This is a genomic window from Rhodococcoides navarretei (assembly GCF_038069675.1).
GTDB classification, from domain to species: Bacteria; Actinomycetota; Actinomycetes; order Mycobacteriales; family Mycobacteriaceae; genus Rhodococcoides; species Rhodococcoides navarretei.
This window is the reverse complement of the sequence record NZ_JBBPCN010000001.1, coordinates 541,756-558,296: the sequence shown is the minus strand read 5'-3', so window position 1 is coordinate 558,296 and position 16,541 is coordinate 541,756. Positions and strand designations below refer to the sequence as shown.

Annotated in this window: 16 protein-coding genes and 1 tRNA gene; 9 read left to right on the top strand and 8 right to left on the bottom strand. The window is 64.6% G+C overall.

Features of this window, described 5'->3' with window-relative positions:
• The first annotated feature begins 75 nt into the window (after positions 1-75).
• Positions 76-1,083, top strand: coding sequence for an ArsA family ATPase (locus AABD04_RS02730; RefSeq protein WP_341440149.1), 1,008 nt, complete (start codon positions 76-78; stop codon positions 1,081-1,083).
• Complete coding sequence (locus AABD04_RS02725; RefSeq protein WP_341440148.1) at positions 1,080-2,210, top strand: ArsA family ATPase; 1,131 nt, start codon at positions 1,080-1,082, stop codon at positions 2,208-2,210. The genes AABD04_RS02730 and AABD04_RS02725 overlap by 4 nt, the downstream gene beginning before the upstream one ends.
• Positions 2,211-2,232: 22 nt before the next feature.
• On the opposite strand, the gene AABD04_RS02720 is transcribed toward AABD04_RS02725, so the two are convergent.
• Positions 2,233-2,556 (bottom strand): WhiB family transcriptional regulator, encoded by a 324-nt coding sequence (locus tag AABD04_RS02720; RefSeq protein ID WP_008712729.1) that lies wholly within the window; start codon positions 2,554-2,556, stop codon positions 2,233-2,235.
• 294 nt (positions 2,557-2,850) lie between these two features.
• Between AABD04_RS02720 and AABD04_RS02715 the strand changes: the two genes are divergently transcribed.
• On the top strand, positions 2,851-5,199 hold the full coding sequence (locus AABD04_RS02715) for a penicillin-binding protein (protein WP_341442938.1): 2,349 nt from the start codon (positions 2,851-2,853) through the stop codon (positions 5,197-5,199).
• A gap of 63 nt (positions 5,200-5,262) precedes the next feature.
• On the opposite strand, the gene AABD04_RS02710 is transcribed toward AABD04_RS02715, so the two are convergent.
• Positions 5,263-5,727 carry a GatB/YqeY domain-containing protein gene (locus tag AABD04_RS02710; protein WP_243597023.1) on the bottom strand — a complete coding sequence of 155 codons (465 nt, stop codon included), beginning with the start codon at positions 5,725-5,727 and terminating at the stop codon, positions 5,263-5,265.
• Positions 5,728-5,912: 185 nt separating this feature from the next.
• Between AABD04_RS02710 and AABD04_RS02705 the strand changes: the two genes are divergently transcribed.
• The 6 genes from AABD04_RS02705 to AABD04_RS02680 all read left to right on the top strand — a co-directional run bounded on the left by AABD04_RS02705 (position 5,913) and on the right by AABD04_RS02680 (position 9,924).
• Positions 5,913-6,851 (top strand): metallophosphoesterase, encoded by a 939-nt coding sequence (locus AABD04_RS02705; protein ID WP_243610764.1) that lies wholly within the window; start codon positions 5,913-5,915, stop codon positions 6,849-6,851.
• A 17-nt stretch (positions 6,852-6,868) separates the two neighbouring features.
• Positions 6,869-6,942: transfer RNA gene (locus AABD04_RS02700), tRNA-Pro, on the top strand.
• Between the two features lie 71 nt (positions 6,943-7,013).
• On the top strand, positions 7,014-7,439 hold the full coding sequence (locus tag AABD04_RS02695) for an SRPBCC family protein (RefSeq protein ID WP_341440147.1): 426 nt from the start codon (positions 7,014-7,016) through the stop codon (positions 7,437-7,439).
• 87 nt (positions 7,440-7,526) lie between these two features.
• Entirely contained in the window at positions 7,527-8,429 is a 903-nt protein-coding gene (locus AABD04_RS02690; protein ID WP_341440146.1) for an ATP-binding cassette domain-containing protein, read from the top strand.
• Positions 8,426-9,172, top strand: coding sequence for an ABC transporter permease (locus AABD04_RS02685; protein WP_341440145.1), 747 nt, complete (start codon positions 8,426-8,428; stop codon positions 9,170-9,172). Before AABD04_RS02690 ends, AABD04_RS02685 begins: the two co-directional genes overlap by 4 nt.
• Positions 9,169-9,924 carry an ABC transporter permease gene (locus AABD04_RS02680; protein ID WP_341440144.1) on the top strand — a complete coding sequence of 252 codons (756 nt, stop codon included), beginning with the start codon at positions 9,169-9,171 and terminating at the stop codon, positions 9,922-9,924. The genes AABD04_RS02685 and AABD04_RS02680 overlap by 4 nt, the downstream gene beginning before the upstream one ends.
• Positions 9,925-9,977: 53 nt before the next feature.
• Here the strand turns inward: AABD04_RS02680 and AABD04_RS02675 are convergent, their stop codons facing one another.
• From AABD04_RS02675 to AABD04_RS02650, 6 genes are all read right to left on the bottom strand, one after another.
• A complete protein-coding gene (locus tag AABD04_RS02675) occupies positions 9,978-10,949 on the bottom strand; it encodes an LLM class F420-dependent oxidoreductase (protein WP_341440143.1) in 972 nt (323 codons plus the stop codon).
• A 9-nt stretch (positions 10,950-10,958) separates the two neighbouring features.
• Positions 10,959-11,759 (bottom strand): SDR family NAD(P)-dependent oxidoreductase, encoded by an 801-nt coding sequence (locus AABD04_RS02670; RefSeq protein WP_341440142.1) that lies wholly within the window; start codon positions 11,757-11,759, stop codon positions 10,959-10,961.
• A gap of 29 nt (positions 11,760-11,788) precedes the next feature.
• On the bottom strand, positions 11,789-13,588 hold the full coding sequence (locus AABD04_RS02665; protein ID WP_243610743.1) for a glycoside hydrolase family 15 protein: 1,800 nt from the start codon (positions 13,586-13,588) through the stop codon (positions 11,789-11,791).
• Positions 13,585-14,277 (bottom strand): HAD family hydrolase, encoded by a 693-nt coding sequence (locus AABD04_RS02660; RefSeq protein WP_243610744.1) that lies wholly within the window; start codon positions 14,275-14,277, stop codon positions 13,585-13,587. Before AABD04_RS02660 ends, AABD04_RS02665 begins: the two co-directional genes overlap by 4 nt.
• A gap of 81 nt (positions 14,278-14,358) precedes the next feature.
• Positions 14,359-14,832, bottom strand: a complete 474-nt coding sequence (locus AABD04_RS02655) for a Dps family protein (protein ID WP_032380678.1) — start codon at positions 14,830-14,832, stop codon at positions 14,359-14,361.
• A 144-nt stretch (positions 14,833-14,976) separates the two neighbouring features.
• On the bottom strand, positions 14,977-16,509 hold the full coding sequence (locus AABD04_RS02650; protein ID WP_279393574.1) for a catalase: 1,533 nt from the start codon (positions 16,507-16,509) through the stop codon (positions 14,977-14,979).
• Positions 16,510-16,541 lie beyond the last annotated feature (32 nt).

Genomic DNA, 16,541 nt, shown 5'->3' with positions numbered 1-16,541 from the left:
AGGGGTGCGTCACTGCGAACACGTGATTGTCGGTTCCGTCGGACGACCGGCCCCGACTCTCTATATGGTCGGGGTGTGGGTACATCGAACGAAGAGGGATGGCCGGCGAAAGCAGATGCCGCGCGGCTGCATTTCGTATCCGGCAAGGGTGGGACCGGTAAGACGACGGTTGCTGCCGCATTGGCGCTCGCACTCGCTGCAGGCGGTCGACGGGTGCTACTGGTCGAGGTGGAGGGCAGGCAGGGCATCGCACAGCTCTTCGACGTGCCTCAGCTTCCCCCGCAGGAGACGCGCGTCGCCTCGGCGGACGGCGGCGGCGAGGTCTATGCACTGGCCATCGACATCGAGACCGCATTCCTCGAGTACCTCGAGATGTTCTACAACCTCGGCTTCGCCGGACGTGCGATGCGCAAGATCGGTGCCATCGAGTTCGCGACGACCATCGCACCCGGTCTTCGTGACGTACTGCTGACCGGCAAGGTCAAGGAGTGCGTGGTGCGGACCGACAAGAAGGGCAACCGCATCTACGACGAGATCGTCGTCGACTCGCCGCCGACCGGCCGCATCGGAAACTTCCTCGACGTCACCAAGGCCATGGCCGATCTCGCCAAGGGCGGGCCGGTTCGGTCGCAGAGTGAGGGCGTGGTGCGGTTGCTGCATTCGGCCGACACCGTCGTGCACTTGGTGACGCTGCTCGAGGCGCTGCCGGTCCAGGAGACGGCCGACGCGGTGCGCGAGCTCGAGGCCGCGGACCTGCGGCTCGGCACGGTCATCGTCAACCGCACCGAACCGACGTACCTCCCGGCCGAGTCGCTGGAGTCGATTGCCGAGGGCGAGATCGATGCCGTGGCCATCCAGGACGGCCTCGCCAAGACCGGAATCACCCTGTCCGAGGCCGACTTCGCGGGCCTGCTCACCGAATCGATCGAGCATGCGTCGACGCTCTCGGCTCAGGTGGAGAGCGCGACCACGCTCGACGAGCTCGACGTGGCACAGATGTCGCTGCCGATGTTGGCCGACGGTGTCGATCTCGGCGGCCTGTACGAACTCGCCGCCAAGCTGGCAGAACAGGGTGTCCGATGACTCGACCAGTAGCAACCGAACTCGATGTCGACCGCATCCTGACCGATCCCACGTCGCGGATCGTCGTCGTCTGCGGAGCCGGGGGTGTGGGCAAGACGACCACCGCGGCCGCGATGGCGCTGCGCGCTGCCGAGCAGGGCAGGCGGGTGGTGGTCCTGACGATCGACCCGGCTCGCCGTCTGGCTCAGGCTCTCGGACTCGGCGATCTCGACAACAGCCCGCAGCCGGTGAAGCTGAGTGCCGGTGCCAAGGGTGAACTGCACGCGATGATGCTGAACATGCGGCGCACGTTCGACGAGATGGTCATCGAGCACTCGACGCCGGAGAAGGCCGAGCAGGTGCTGGCCAACCCGTTCTATCAGACTGTGGCGTCGTCCTTCTCGGGCACGCAGGAGTACATGGCGATGGAGAAGCTGGGGCAGTTGTCCCTGGACAAGTCGTGGGATCTGATCGTGGTGGACACTCCGCCGTCACGCAATGCACTGGACTTTCTCGATGCGCCGCAGCGGCTCGGCTCGTTCCTCGACGGCCGTTTCATCCGGCTGCTCACCGCTCCCGGCCGCGGCATCACCCGCGTGGTCACCAGCGCGATGAGCCTGGCCATGCGCGGCGTCTCCACGGTGATCGGTAGTCAAATGCTTTCCGACGCATCGGCTTTCGTTCAATCACTGGATTCGATGTTCGGCGGCTTCCGCGAGCGTGCGACGCGTACCTACCAGTTGCTTCGCGAGGACGGGACCAGTTTCCTCGTCGTGGCTGCAGCGGAACCCGACGCTCTACGAGAGGCCGCGTTCTTCGTGGAGCGACTGTCGGCGGAGAAGATGCCGTTGGCAGGTTTGGTGGTGAACCGGACGCACCCGACGCTGTCGTCGGTTCAGGCGGATCACGCCGCGACGGCAGCCGATCTCCTCGATCGAATCGACGATCCGGGCGCGGAGTTGACCGCCGCCGTCCTCCGAATCCACGCGCAACGCGCCGTGACGGCAGCGCGGGAGGTGCGATTGCTTCGACGCTTCACCGGTGCCCACCCCCGGGTGCCCATCGTCGGCGTGCCCTCGCTGCCGTTCGAGGTCTCCGACCTCGCTGCGCTCCGCGCGGTGGCCGATCAGCTGACCCGCAAGGGCTGAATCGGCCCCGCCCGGCGGGCGGCTAGATGGCTGCTTGCTGCTGGCGCTGGGTCTCGAAGAACTCGGACCAGGAATCGACCTCGGGGTGCTGCTTGAGCAGGGCCCTGCGCTGGCGTTCCGTCATGCCGCCCCAGACGCCGAACTCCACTCGATTGTCGAGGGCATCCGCACCGCACTGCATCAGCACCGGGCAGTGCCGACAGATGGTCGCCGCCTTGCGCTGCGCTGCACCTCGGACGAAGAGCTGATCCGGGTCGGTGCCCTTGCACCGGGCGTGGGAAACCCAGGCGATGCGTGCTTCTGCTTCTTCTACATCGAGTCGCGTCGGCGCGGTTGTCGTGTGCATGCGGATACCCCTTTGCGTTGCGGACGTCCTCACTGGACGTCCCGGAGGCTCCAAGCAGTTTGTACCTCGTCGGACGAAGCACAAATTCTGGGAGCTGCCCCACATTCATTATCAAGTGTTATGCGAATCACACCGTGTTCATAATTTAGGTAACGCGAGCCCCGAATGCAAGACGGCAAGGTCACATTTCTGGTACGCCCGTCCCGAGCAGGGGCGCAGCACACAGCGCGTGTGGGCCTCTGCCGGTCCGAGCGCCGCACACGTACGCTGTGCTCTGTGTCAGTTGGAAAAACCGTGGCGAAGCTCGCCGGATGTTCAGCGCTCGCCGGTGCCTTGCTCGCCGGCGTGATGTTCCCCTTGGCCGGTGGGTTCGGATATGCCTCCAACCGCGCCGCCGATACCGTCGACAACGTCTCCGCCGAGCTGGTCGAGGGCGCAGTGCCTGCCGTCTCGACGATGACCGACATCAACGGCAACCCCATCGCGTGGTTGTACGAGCAGCGCCGATTCGAGGTGCCGAGCGACCAGATCTCCAACGAGATGAAGCTCGCCATCGTCTCGATCGAGGACCGCCGCTTCGCCGAGCACCAGGGCGTGGATTGGCAGGGCACGCTGCGCGCGTTTCTGACCAACACCACCAGCGGGCAGGTGGAACAGGGCGCGTCCACCATCGATCAGCAGTACGTGAAGAACTATCAGCTGCTCGTGGTGGCCAAGACCGACGCCGAGCGTCGAGCAGCCATCGAGACGACGCCCGCTCGTAAGATCCGCGAGATCCGGATGGCGCTGACGCTGGACAAGGAACTCACCAAGGACGAGATCCTTACCCGATACCTCAACCTGGTGCCGTTCGGCAACGCGTCCTTCGGCATCCAGGACGCAGCCCAGACGTACTTCGGCATCGACGCCAGCCAGCTCAGCGCCGTCCAGGCCGCGATGCTCGCGGGCATGGTGCAGTCCAGCTCCGCCCTCAACCCGTACACCAACGAACAGGGCGTCATCGACCGCCGGAACACCGTGCTCGACACGATGATCCAGAACCTCCCCGAACGCGCCGCCGAACTGGAGGCCCTCAAGTCCGAGCCGCTCGGCGTGCTGCCGGTCCCTCAGACCCTGCCCCGCGGATGCATCGCGGCAGGCGACCGCGGGTTCTTCTGCGACTACGCGTTGGAATACCTCGCCGAGGCCGGAATCAGCCAGGAGCAGATCGACAAGGGCGGGTACCTCATCCGCACGACACTCGATCCCGCCGTTCAGAACTCCACCAAGGCCGCTCTGGTCAGCAACACCAGTCCCTCGCTCGACGGTGTCGCCACGGTGATGAACGTCGTCGCACCGGGCCAGGACCAGCACCGGGTGCTCGCGATGGGCAGCAGCCGCACCTACGGCCTCGATGCCGACGCCAACGAAACCGTGCAGCCGCAACCGCACTCTCTGGTCGGTAACGGAGCAGGCTCCATCTTCAAGGTCTTCACCACCGCTGCCGCCATGGAGCGCGGACTCGGCACGAGCGCGACTCTGCAGGTGCCGAAACGCGTGGAGGTCAAGGGTGTCGGCGACGGCGGAGCCAGAAACTGCCCCGCTGCCACCTACTGCGTGGAGAACGCGGGCAATTACCCACCCTCGCTGTCCATCACCGACGCACTGGCTCAGTCACCCAACACCGCGTTCGTGAAGCTGATCGAGTCCGTCGGCGTCACGCCTACGGTCGACATGGCCGTGCGCCTCGGCCTGCGCTCGTACAACGATCCGGGTTCGTCGGGCACCGATCAGTCGATGGCCGACTTCCAGAAGAGTCAGAATCTAGGCTCGTTCACCCTCGGCCCCACCTGGGTGAACCCACTGGAGCTGTCGAACGTGGCTGCCACGTTGGCGTCCGGCGGCAAATGGTGCCCGCCCACGCCCATCGACTCGATCTTCGACCGCGACGGAAAGCCCGTTCCGGTGGCTCACCAGGCATGTGAGCAGGTTGTCGAGCCCGGTCTGGCGAACACCCTCGCCAACGCGATGAGCAAGGACGACCAGGCAGGCGGAACGTCTGCGTCGGCCGCTGCCTCGGCCGGCTGGAACCTGCCGATGGCCGGTAAGACCGGAACGACCGAGTCGAACCGGTCCTCCGGCTTCCTCGGGTTCACCAACAACTACGCCGCGGCCGTCTACACCTACGGCGACTCACCGACGCCCAGCGAGATCTGCTCGTTCCCGCTGCGCCCCTGCAGCTCGGGCAACCTGTTCGGCGGCAACGAGCCGGCAAGGACGTGGTTCGACGCGATGACCCCGATCGCCACCAACTTCGGACCCGTCACGCTGCCACCCGTCGACCAGAAGTACGTCCGCGGCTCGGCCAACGGCCAGGTTCCCGACGTCACCGGTCAGAGCCAGTCGTCTGCGACGTCCACGCTGCAGGGTGCGGGCTTCCAGGTGACGGCGGTGACGACGGCCGCTCAGGCTGCCCGCGGCACCGTGGTGTCGACGTCGCCGTCGGGCTCGGCGGTCCCCGGATCGAACATCACGATCTATGTCAGTGACGGTTCGGTTCGACCTGCCCCGGCCCCGGCACCGGCCCTGCCGAGCATTCAGATACCGGACCTACCGCCGGGCATCCAGATCCCGGCGATTCCCGGTATCACCGTTCCTCGTTGAGCGGCTGCGCCGCATGTGAGTAGAAGTTCGTAGCGTGCTACGAACTTCTACTCACATGGGTGGTCACAAACGGTCTTTGACGGCCTTCGAAAGTCGCGATCCATCGGCCTTGCCCGCGGCGAGTCCCGACGCGACCTTCATGACCTGACCCATCTGCTTCATCGCCGGTCGCTCCCCCAGGTCCTCGGCGACCTGCGCGATGGCGGTGTCGACGATGGTGGCCAGCTCCTCGTCCGTGAGCGGAGTAGGCAGGTACTCGTTGATGATCTGTGCTTCTGCGTGCTCGTTGGCAGCGAGCTCGCCGCGTCCGTTCTGCGTGTAGATCTCGGCCGATTCGCCGCGCTTCTTCGCTTCCTTGGCAAGCACTTTGAGAACGTCGTCGTCGGTCAGATCGTGGGCCTCCTTACCGGAGACCTCCTCGGTCTGGATGGCGGCGAGAATCATGCGCAGCGTTGCCAAGCGGAGTTTGTCCTTCGCCTTCATCGCTGCGGTCAGGTCGGTACGGAGGCGAGCCTTGAGTTCGGACATGGCGGAAACGCTACGCGGCGCAGTCGTCGGCTCGCACGTCCATATCCGGTTGCTGCCGTATCGTGGATGAGGTGTCCGCACAATTCAGTCCCTCGTTTCTTCCTACCTCGACCCAACTGCGCGGTGCCTCCACGCAACTGCGCTCGGTTGCCGAGCACGCGCGAGACGCCGTCAGAGCATCGCCGCTGAAGAGTTCGGTGATCGGGACCGCGGGAGCCGCGGCGTTGAGCGTCGGATATGCCACGCTCATCGAGCGCAATGCGTTCACGCTGCGTGAGACGTCGATGGCCGTGCTCGAGCCGGGATCGGCGACTCTGCGGGTCTTGCACATCAGCGACCTGCACATGATGCCCGGCCAGCGGATGAAGCAGAACTGGCTACGCGAACTGGACCGGCTCGAGCCCGATTTGGTCGTCAACACCGGTGACAATCTCTCCCACCAGCGCGCCGTCCCCAGTGTCGTGCAGGCATTGGGACCGATGCTCGCCCGGCCGGGCCTGTTCGTGTTTGGTAGCAACGACTACTTCGCGCCCAAGCCGAAGAACCCGTTCAAGTACTTCGACAAGAACCACAAGCGCACGACGGGCGAATCGCTGCCGTGGCGTGATCTGCGCGCGGCGTTCTCCGAGCGCGGCTGGCTCGACGTCACTCACGTCCGTCGCGAACTCGAGGTCGCCGGGGTACGCATCGCAGCTGCCGGCGTCGACGATCCCCACCTGAAGCGCGATCGCTACGACACCATCGCCGGGCAGCCCAATCCATTGGCCGACTTGCGCCTGGGCATCACGCACTCACCGGAGCCGCGGGTGTTGGACAAGTTCGCCCAGGACGGATACGACCTCGTCCTCGCCGGACACACCCATGGAGGCCAGCTGTGCCTGCCGTTCTACGGCGCGCTGGTGACGAACTGCGAGATCGACCGTTCCCGGGTGAAGGGTCCGTCCCAGTGGGGCGCTCACACCCAGCTGCACGTCTCCGCAGGCGTCGGAACCTCGCCCTACGCGCCGGCACGCTTCTGCTGCCGGCCCGAAGCCACCCTGATCACACTGACTCCGGCCCCCAGAATGGGTCCGAAAAACGTCTCCGACGAGGGCGTTTCGCGTTCCGAGGCAGTCGTGAGTTAGACTTCTCCAGCGGTACACGGGGTGTGGCGCAGCTTGGTAGCGCGCTTCGTTCGGGACGAAGAGGTCGTGGGTTCGAATCCCGCCACCCCGACAGTTGGACAGAGAAAAAGGACCCACTCGCGTGGGTCCTTTTTCTTTGCCCGATCGACGCTACTGTGAGTCATGCCGACACCAACCCGCGTTCATGTCACCCATCGGTTCTCCTCGCCTCCCGACGTCGTCTTCGCGGCATTGTCCGAACACGAGAACCTGGGCCCATTGTTCTCGGCGAAGATCGACCGCGTGCGCGACGGCGATACCTCCCGCAACGGAGTCGGCTCTACCCGGAGCCTCAAGCTCGGGCCGATGCCCGCGTTCGAGGAAACCACCATCACGTCCGAGCCCAACTCGCTGATCGAGTACCGCATCACCAAGGGCGGTCCGCTACGTGGGCACTGGGGCGTGCAGAAGTTGACGCCCACCGCCGACGGGGGCACCGAGCTCGACTACACGATCGGATTCGACGCGCCCGTCCCCGGACTCGCTGCGATCGTCGGTAAGGCACTGACGTCGAGCATCTCGAAGAACCTGTCCCGGCTGGCTCCGTAGGTCCACCTTCGGTCGTCATCCTCGAGTATGACCATCTCGATACTGTCGTGCGACGACTCGCCGTGATCGACGCGCCAGAGTCGAGACATGGACATAGTCAGAACTCACAGCCTCGGCAAACGCTACGACACGCACACCGTCGTCGACGACGTGAACCTTCGCATCCCTGACGGCTGCGTCTACGGCTTTCTCGGTCCGAACGGATCTGGCAAATCGACGACCATGAAAATGCTGCTGTCCCTGATTCGACCGACCTCCGGTGAGGTAGAGATCCTCGGCAGGCCGATGAATCACGGCACCCGCCGCGAATTGCTCTCACACATCGGATCACTCATCGAATCTCCACCCGGATACGGCCACCTCACGGGTGCGGAGAACCTTCGTATCGTGCAACGCTCGCTCGGATTGCACGCCGAGCAGATCGAACGGGCAGTGGCCACCGTCCGCCTGCAGGAACACCTCGACAAGAAGGTGAAGAACTACTCACTGGGGATGAAGCAGCGTCTCGGTATCGCGATGGCACTCGCGCGCGAACCACAACTGCTGATCCTGGACGAGCCCACCAACGGATTGGACCCGTCGGGCATCGAAGAGATCCGCGGCCTGCTCCGTCATCTCGCCGAACACGGTGTGACGGTCATGGTCTCGAGCCATCTGCTCGGCGAGATCGACAAGACGGCCAGCATGCTGGGAATCCTGAGCCAGGGGCGCCTGATCTTCCAGGGCACCCGCGACGAACTGTTCGCCGCCTCCGCTCCGGACCTGCTCATCGACGTCCTCGATCCCAATCGCGCGAGTTCGGCTCTGCGACAAAAGTTCCCGGTACACGTCGACGATCACACGTTGAGACTGCCCGGCATCGACGATCGAGGTACCGCACAGGTGGTGGCGGAACTCGTCGGCGCAAACGCAGGCGTCTACGGCGTTCGGCGCGACGATCAGTCGCTCGAGGACGTGTTCATGAATCTGACGAAGGGCGGTCGATTGTGACGACCGTACGCAACGAATTCGCCAAACTAAGGCACCTGCACATCGGTGCGGTCGCCACAGTGTTGGTCGCCACGATCGTCGGGTTGACCGTCGTCGGCGCTCTCACCGCAGCGGCCTCGGGCAATTCCACCTCGGTCTCCTGGGCACTGCCACTGGCCGGTCTGTCCCTCGCCGTCCCCATCGCGTCGCCGCTGCTGATCGCAGTGATGGCCAGCCGCACAGTGGAAGTCGAGCACCAGTCCAACGGCTGGCTGCTGAACCAGACCAATGGAGCCGACCGCGGAGCACTCGTTCGCGCGAAGCTCGTGTCCACGGGCCTCGTTGTCGGCGGCGCGACGGTGGCGGCCAGTGCTGCAGGTGTACTCCTGGGGACCGCCATCGGGGTGACCCAACCGTTGCCTGCCGGCCTGTGGTTGGGCTACACGGCGGCGGCGGTGACGGCCAACCTCGTGGTACTCGCTCTGCACCTGCTGATCTCGGCGCGAGTGGACAACCAACTGGTCGCGCTGGGAATCGGCATCGTGGGTACCGTCATCGCGATCTGCGCCTCCGGATTCCCCTCCTGGGCAGCACACCTGACGCCGTGGGGGTACTACTCCTTGGCGTCTGCCGCCGACTACCGAGGCGAGCAGGTGGTGACGCTGGACCCGCCCTACGCCAGCATCGTCGCCCTGGGCGTTGTCGGGGCAGTGTTGTTCTGGCTCATGACCGTTCGACTCGATCGACAGGAGGTACGAGCATGAATACGTTCTCGGCCGAAATGATCAAGCTCAGGCGCTCTCAGGCATGGGCAGTCGTCGTTCTCCTCCCGCTGATCATCGCGGGGGTCGGAACGTTCGATACGATCGCGTCCGGCGCAGAGTTGGCAGAGGGATGGCGCACATTGTGGTTGCGCACAGTCGTGTTCTACGGCCTGTTCCCCCTCGCACTCGGCGTTGCCGTACTGGCATCGCTGGCGTGGAAATCCGAACACCGAGGAGGGAATTGGAATGCCCTGATGAGCGGGCCGGTTCCGTCGTTGCGCATCGTGATCGCCAAGACGGCTGTGGTGGCAACGCTGACCGTGGTCATGAACATCGTCATGCTGGCAGCCGTCGTCGTTCTCGGCAAGGTGGTCTTCTCCCTCGACGGCATGCTCCCCTCCGAGCTCTTCGCAACCAGCGCACTGGTCGTGGTGGGGTCGCTACCGGTGGCGGCTCTGCAATCCGGTCTGTCGATGGCGATCAGGTCGTTTGCGGTGCCGATTGCCATCGCTCTCGTCGGGGCCGGTATGTCGGTGTCTATCCTCACCGCCGAGGTGACCGGGGCAATCTTCGTGTTGCCCTATGCATTGGCGACTCGCGCAACCCAATTGTCCACAGGAACCTTCGGTGACTCGGGTTCGCTCACCACCGGGGCCGCATTGTCAATCCTGACCGCCACCGTATTGCTCACCCTCGCAGTCTTCGCACTGACCGGTAAGATGCTGGACCGCAGGGACATTCACGTCCATTGACAGCACGAGACCCCGATCGACGGTCTCGATCGGGGTCTCGTCGAAAAGTCGGGTCAGCTGGACGCAGCGCGCAGCTTCTCCAGCAGCGGGCCTGCGGCCTCGGCCAGGAAGCGTTCCTGAGTTTCGTCGCCCACCTGCACGAGTGCGATGTCGGTGTACCCGGCTTCCCAGTACGGCTTCACGGCCTCGACGATGGCGTCGAGGTCCGGTCCACACGGAATCGTCTCGGCCACATCCTCTTTGCGCACGAACTTGGTGGCTCCAGCGAATCCCGCCGTCGTCGGAAGATCGGCGTTGACGGCCCAACCACCGGCGAACCAGCGGAATCGATCGTGTGCGCGATCGATGGCCGCGTCCTTGTCCGGGTCCCACGAGATCGGGATCTGGCCGATCGACCGCGCCGGTCCTTCGTGGTTGTCCGACCACGCCTTGACGAGGTCGGCGTCGGGTTCGGTGGCGATGAGGTGATCGCCGTACTCGGCGAACCGTGCCACGGCCTTCTCGCCGCCGGCTGCGATACCGATCGGCACCCCACCCTCGGGCATGTCCCAGATCCGGGCGGAGTCGACGCGAAAGTGCTTGCCCTCGTACGTGACCAGGCCGCCGGCGTGCAGTGCCCTGATGATCTCGAGCGCCTCGACGAACATGTCCTGCCGCTTGTCGATGGACGGCCAGCCCTCGCCGACGACGTGCTCGTTGAGGTTCTCACCGCTGCCGAGGCCGAGGGTGAAACGTCCGTCGGCCAGGATCTGCAGCGTCGCGGCCTTCTGTGCGACGACGGCCGGGTGGTACCTGATGATCGGGCACGTCACGTACGTCATCAACTCGACGCGTTCGGTGGCCTGAGCCACCGCGCCCAGCGTCGTCCACGCGTAAGGCGAGTGCCCCATCGACGAGAGCCACGGTGAGTAGTGGTCACTGCTGACCTCGAAGTCGAAGCCGACCTTCTCGGCTCCGACGGCGTACTTCACCAGCTCTTTGGGGCCGCTCTGCTCGGTCATCAACGTGTATCCGAAATTGGTCATGCTGTTCTCCTAAATTGTTGCGACGGAACCGGCGTCGACTCGGTAGTTCGATCCGTTCACGAAGCTCGCACGATCCGAGCACAGGAACGTGATCACCGAGGCCACTTCCTCGGGTTCTCCGCGGCGTCCCAGTTCCATGTACGGACGCTCCTCGTCGAGGAAGCTCTCGATGGCCCCGTCGCGGTCGGTTCCCTTTTCTTCGGCGCGCTTGTCCATCATCGCGTCGGTCATCGGGGTGTGAATGAATGCCGGCGAGACCGCATTGACCAGCAGGCCCTCCGACGCATAGCTGCGTGAGAGCCCCTTGGCCAGGGCCAGGACCCCGGCTTTGGCTGAGCAGTAGGGCAATTCGTCGTCGTACGGCTGCACGGCGTCCTCGGAGGTCAGCAACACGACGCGTCCCCAGCCGCCGCGTCGGAGCGCAGGCAGGAATGCCCGCAGCAGCCGAACAGGCCCCATCAGGTCGATGTCGAGGGTGGACCGCCAGCCCTCCTCGTCGATCTCGTGGAACAGTCCCTGAGCGCCGGTCACACCGGAGGATTGCACGAGAATATCGATGTCGCCCACGGCCCGCTGCGTCTGCGCCGCCAAGTTCTCGACGGCCTCAGTGTCGGTCACGTCCGCAGCGAACGCGAACAACTGCCCCTCCGCTGCTTCGAGTTGCGCTGCAGCGTCGTCGAGCGAGGTCTGATCCTTGTCGCTGATCACAACCCGAACACCCTCGGCCAACAGCATTTTCGCGGTGTGCCAGCCGATGCCGGAGTCCGCTCCGGTCACCAGTGCTGTTCTACCGTCGATTCCCAGATCCATACAATCCCACTTTGCTTTCGAGGTCGATGTCAGGCCGTGGCGTCGTGCGAGCGCGCGATGGTCAACGCCGCATTTACCAGGGCCAGGTGGCTCAAGCCCTGCGGGAAGTTACCCAGAAACGATCCATCCGAAGCATCGATCATTTCGCTGTACAGCCCGACGTCGTTGGACATCTCCACCAACTGGTCCATCAAGGCCTTCGCCTCGTCGTCGCGTCCCACGCACGACAGAGCCGACACCCGCCAGAACGCGCAGGCCACGAAGGTGACCTCTTCCTCGGCAACTCCGCTGTAGCGATACATCAACGGTCCGGCACCGAGCTCGTCACCGAGCGCATCGATGGTGGACGAGAGACGTTCTCCACGATCGAAATCCATCTCGGCGGCCAACAGCACGGATGCGTCGAGTCCGTCGGCACCCGGGTACGCGAGATAGGCCTGACGCTCGTCGGACCAACACTCGGTCTCGATGTAGTGCCGGATGCGTTCCTTCTCGGCCTTCCATCGATCCGGTATGCCCGGGATCTCCCCCGCCTCGGCAAGGTGCACGGCGCAGTCGAGCGCTTGCCAACAGCCCAATTTGGAGCTGGTGTAGTGCTGTTCGTCCTCGAGCTCCCAGATTCCGGCGTCCTTGCGCTGCCACGAATCACAGGCCTCGTCGGCGATGGTGGCCAGCAGTCGACCGGTCTGCGCGTCGAGAATGTTCCCCGCGTCCACGTACTGCCGGATGATCGAGAACAGGTCGCCGAAGATCATCAACTGCAGTTGGTCCGCCGCAGCGTTGCCGTTCACCACCGGCCCGATGCCGCGCCAGCCGGGAACGTCGGGTTGTTCCGTGCCACCGGGCAATTCGCCGCCGAGAGTGTAGAAGACGTTGACCAACGGATCGTTGGCACGGATCACCTTCAGCAGCCACGCCACCGCCGCATGGATCTCCTCGCGAAGACCGAATCGTTGCAGCGCGCGGATGGTGTACGCGGCATCACGAACCCACGCGTAGCGGTAGTCCCAATTCTTGCCACCGGTCCGGTTCTCGGGAAGGGAGGTCGTCGCAGCAGCCGCGATCGCACCGGACGGGCTGTGTAACAGCAACTTCAGCGCGAGCGCACTCCGAGCCACGTGCTCCGACCACGGCCCGTCGTACGAGAATTCGTCGGACCAGACGCGCCAGTTGTCGATGGTCCGGTCGATCCCCTCGTCCACGTGCTGCGGATCGGGCAGCGGCAACGGCTCGTTCTCCGTCCCTACGACACCCAGTACGTGCCGCGAGCCCGGGTGGGTATCGAAAACGCCACCGATGTCGCGGTCGGCCACGTGCACGTCCTCGATGCCCAGAGTCCGCACCGCCAAGGTCAATCCGTCCACGCGCAGAACGGTGCCGTGCTCGGTGTCGTACGCCCACGGCGATGCGATGCCGAGCATGGTGCCCGGCGCCACGGACCAGGCCAATTCGACAGTGCCGTCGAGTCCCTCGACGCGACGCGCCAACTCCACCCAGGGCAACCGTCCGGCCACGCCCGTGTTGAGCGAGTCCGTGATCCGGACGGTACCGGTGTCGGTACGGAACGTCGTGCTCAGAACGTTTGTGCCAGCGACGAATTCGCGCCCGACGGTGAATTCGCCTGTCGGCGTCAGTTCGATGTAGCCGCCGTGTGGCGCGTCGAGCAGCGCTGCGAACGGCGGCGGTGAGTCGAGATTCGGAACCGGGAACCAGTCGATCCGGCCGTCGTCGGCGATCATCGCGACAGTACGGCCGTCGCCGATTGCGCCGTAGCTCTCGATGGGAACGTAACCGTCGACCCTGGGGTACGGCTTGCGGAACTCGTTCAAGCACTTGCCTTTTCGCCGGAATAGATGGGGCTTTTCTCGATGTTGGCCAGCAGATCGGCCGGGTCGTCGAACACCGCTACTGCTCCCGCTTCGAGCAATTCGCCGCGCGAGATACCGCCACTGCGAACGCCGATGGCGCGTACGCCCGCGCGACCGGCCGATTCGATGTCCCACACACTGTCGCCCACCATCAGTGCGTCGACAGCCTGGACGCCTGCCCGCTCGAGTGCGACCGCGATGATGTCGGGCTCGGGCTTGGCGACCTCGGCATCGTCACCGCTCGTCACCACTTCGACGGAATCCTCGACCTCGAGCAGATCGCGCAACGTGGACAGTTCGCTCTCGGGAGCCGACGTTGCGAGCACGACGGTGACTCCTCGAGAATTCAAGTCCGCCAACAGTTCCCGAGCACCGGGTAGCACTTCGAGATCTGCCGACGCTGCGGCGTAGTACTCACCGTGCAGCCTCTTCGCCTCACCGGCCAGCGCGCTGTCCGATGATCCGACGAGCGCCCCGAGCAATTTCGACCCATCCATCCCGATGCTCCGGTGGATTCGCCACGACGGAACAGGCCGGCCGGCCTCACGAAAAGCACGCGACCAGGCGTCGACGTGCACGTAGTTGGAATCGACGAGGGTGCCGTCGATGTCGAGCAGAACTGCGTCGACCGTCGGCTTGGAAACAGGCATGTCCGTCGGATACCCGGGGGTGATGCAGGCAAACAACAGGCCCCCCGCTGTGCGCGAGGGGCCTGTCGAAGCGAAGAAACGTCAGCTTGCCTGGGCCTGCCACATCCAGTGCAGCTGCTCGAGCCGAGCTGTGATGCCGATGAGCAGGTCCTGCGTCACCGGATCGGCTTCGCCGGTGTCGGCGATGCGTCCGCGAAGACGCTCGACGACGGCCGCGATGTTGTCGACGACGGCCGGTACGACCTCACTGTCCTGAGTCCATCCGGCACCGAAGCCCTTGGTGCCCGCCGTCGAGGAGACGGTGGCTGCGCGACCATCGGGGCTGACCCCGATAGCGGTGGCGCGCTCGGCAGCCTGGTCGGTGAATTCACGTGCGGCCGTGACCAACTCGTCGAGCTCGAGGTGCACCGACCGGAAGTTCTTACCGATCACGTTCCAGTGCGCCTGCTTCGCGATGAGCGAGAGGTCGATGAGATCGACCACGGTCCCCTGAAGAGCGTCGCCGGCAATTTTCTGCTGACCTGCGTCGAGGGTGCTGGTGATGGGGTTCGTCATGATGTGGCCTCCCTGCCGTTGGACGACGGTATGCATCGCACACCATTATTGTTCTTCCGTCTGTACTACACAACGGCATGTGGCCACGCGTTGTTCCGGATCGACGCCATCATCGCTGTGACGCCGATCCCAGGGTCGAACGGATCAGACCTTGGCGGCTTCGTCGGCGGGATCGTCGATCGCGCCTGCACCGGTGGTCGGCGCGGTCTCGTTCTGCTGCGACCGGACGCCTTCCTCGACCTTCTTGCCGAGGTCGGGATCGACGTTGGTCCAGTACTCGAACACGCGGCTCAGGACGGGCTCGCTGACGCCGTTGAGGACGTGTCCGACGATGTTCCCGACCAGACGCTCGCGCTGCGCGTCGTCCATGACCTCGCGGACCAGTGCTCCGGCCTGTACGAAGTCGCCGTCCTCGGGGTGCTCGATGTATCCGGTGCGCACGAAACGAGGCTCGAAGTCCCACGCGCCGTCGTCGCCGTACTTGTTCGTGTCCGCCGACGGGCCGCCGAACGAGTTCGGCGCGTAGACCGGCGTCTCCGGGGAGTTGAACGAGTACCGCATGTTGCCGTCCTTGGAGTACGAGTTGACCTCGGACTTCGGGGCGTTGACCGGCAGCTGCGCGTAGTTCGCTCCGATGCGGTACCGGTGCGCGTCGGCGTAGGAGAAGACGCGTCCGAGCAGCATCTTGTCGGGGCTGAAACCGATGCCGGGCACGGTGTTGGACGGCTCGAACGAGCTCTGCTCGATCTGCGCGAAGAAGTTCTCCGGGTTGCGGTTCAAGGTCATCTTGCCGACCTCGATCAACGGGTAGTCCTTCTGCGACCAGACCTTGGTGAGGTCGAACGGGTTGTACTTGTAGTTCTCGGCCTCGTCGTACGGCATGAGCTGCACCTTGAGGGTCCAGCTCGGGAAGTCGCCGTTCTTGATGGATCCGAAGAGGTCCTGACGGTGATGATCGGGTGATGTACCCGCAACCTCGTCCGCCTTGTCCTGCGTCAGGAAGTCGATACCCTGATCGGTCTTGAAGTGGAACTTCACCCAGGTCTTCGTGCCGTCCTCGGCGATGAGCTGGTACGTGTGCGACCCGAACCCGTCCATGTGACGGAACGACTTGGGGATACCGCGGTCACCCATGAGCCACGTCACCTGGTGCGCCGACTCGGGCGAGAGGGTCCAGAAGTCCCACTGCATGTTGTTGTCACGCAGACCGGAGTCGGGCATACGCTTCTGGCTGCGGATGAAGTCCTGGAACTTGATCGGGTCCTTGACGAAGAAGATCGGGGTGTTGTTGCCGACGAGGTCCCAGTTGCCTTCCTCGGTGTAGAACTTCAGCGAGAAGCCACGCGGGTCACGCCACGTGTCGGGGCTGCCCTGCTCGCCCGCGACGGTGGAGAAGCGCGCCAGCATCTCGGTCTTGGCACCGGGCTGCAACGCCTTCGCCTTGGTGTACTTGCTGATATCGCCGGTGATTTCGAGTTCACCGAACGCGCCCGCTCCCTTGGCGTGCACGACGCGCTCCGGGACCCGCTCACGGTTGAACTGCGCCATCTTCTCGATGAGGTAGTGGTCGTGCAGAAGAATCGGACCCTGCGTTCCGGCGGTCAGCGACTGATCGTCGCTGGGGACGGGGATTCCCGAGTTGCTGGTGGTCGGCTTGTTGCTGATCGGCTTGGTCATACGAAGCCTCCTGAAGGGCTGAATAGAATCGA

What these genes read in the sequence shown, in the direction of transcription:
- AABD04_RS02725 (WP_341440148.1), top strand. Translation starts at nt 1,080, where the DNA reads ATGACTCGACCAGTAGCAACCGAACTCGATGTCGACCGCATCCTGACC.
- AABD04_RS02720 (WP_008712729.1), bottom strand. Translation starts at nt 2,556, where the DNA reads ATGCACACGACAACCGCGCCGACGCGACTCGATGTAGAAGAAGCAGAA.
- AABD04_RS02710 (WP_243597023.1), bottom strand. Translation starts at nt 5,727, where the DNA reads ATGTCCGAACTCAAGGCTCGCCTCCGTACCGACCTGACCGCAGCGATG.
- AABD04_RS02695 (WP_341440147.1), top strand. Translation starts at nt 7,014, where the DNA reads ATGCCGACACCAACCCGCGTTCATGTCACCCATCGGTTCTCCTCGCCT.
- AABD04_RS02690 (WP_341440146.1), top strand. Translation starts at nt 7,527, where the DNA reads ATGGACATAGTCAGAACTCACAGCCTCGGCAAACGCTACGACACGCAC.
- AABD04_RS02680 (WP_341440144.1), top strand. Translation starts at nt 9,169, where the DNA reads ATGAATACGTTCTCGGCCGAAATGATCAAGCTCAGGCGCTCTCAGGCA.
- AABD04_RS02675 (WP_341440143.1), bottom strand. Translation starts at nt 10,949, where the DNA reads ATGACCAATTTCGGATACACGTTGATGACCGAGCAGAGCGGCCCCAAA.
- AABD04_RS02670 (WP_341440142.1), bottom strand. Translation starts at nt 11,759, where the DNA reads ATGGATCTGGGAATCGACGGTAGAACAGCACTGGTGACCGGAGCGGAC.
- AABD04_RS02660 (WP_243610744.1), bottom strand. Translation starts at nt 14,277, where the DNA reads ATGCCTGTTTCCAAGCCGACGGTCGACGCAGTTCTGCTCGACATCGAC.
- AABD04_RS02655 (WP_032380678.1), bottom strand. Translation starts at nt 14,832, where the DNA reads ATGACGAACCCCATCACCAGCACCCTCGACGCAGGTCAGCAGAAAATT.
- AABD04_RS02650 (WP_279393574.1), bottom strand. Translation starts at nt 16,509, where the DNA reads ATGACCAAGCCGATCAGCAACAAGCCGACCACCAGCAACTCGGGAATC.